Below are 243 nucleotides of genomic sequence, written 5' to 3'. Positions count from 1 at the left end.
CGCCCTGCGACGCTGGGGCCTGGACGGTCTGCGTCGACTTCGAGACCGAAGCGGTGATCGAATGGTCGACAGCGACGGCAGGCTGATTGGCGTTGGCCGAGCCATAGTTGTCGCTGCCGGCAAAAGCGGTGCCCGTGGCAACGAGGATGGCGGCGGCGGTGAGTGCGATCTTGGTCATTTTAATTACTCCTGGGTTCAAGGTTAGATTGGTATCGGCAGTCGCGATCAGCGGCCGAAGAGATT

1 protein-coding gene is annotated in these 243 nt (G+C 60.9%); it reads right to left on the bottom strand.

Going from position 1 to position 243, the window contains the following annotated elements; translation table 11 throughout:
- Positions 1-178: DUF680 domain-containing protein (locus EOA16_RS32495; protein ID WP_127261753.1), on the bottom strand; the 178-nt coding region annotated here is incomplete at its 3' end.
- Positions 179-243 lie beyond the last annotated feature (65 nt).

The sequence above is a fragment of the Mesorhizobium sp. M7A.F.Ca.US.008.03.1.1 genome, from assembly GCF_003997495.1.
GTDB lineage: Bacteria > Pseudomonadota > Alphaproteobacteria > Rhizobiales > Rhizobiaceae > Mesorhizobium.
Note: the sequence above shows the minus strand (reverse complement) of the source record. Positions and strands in the feature narration are given on the sequence as shown.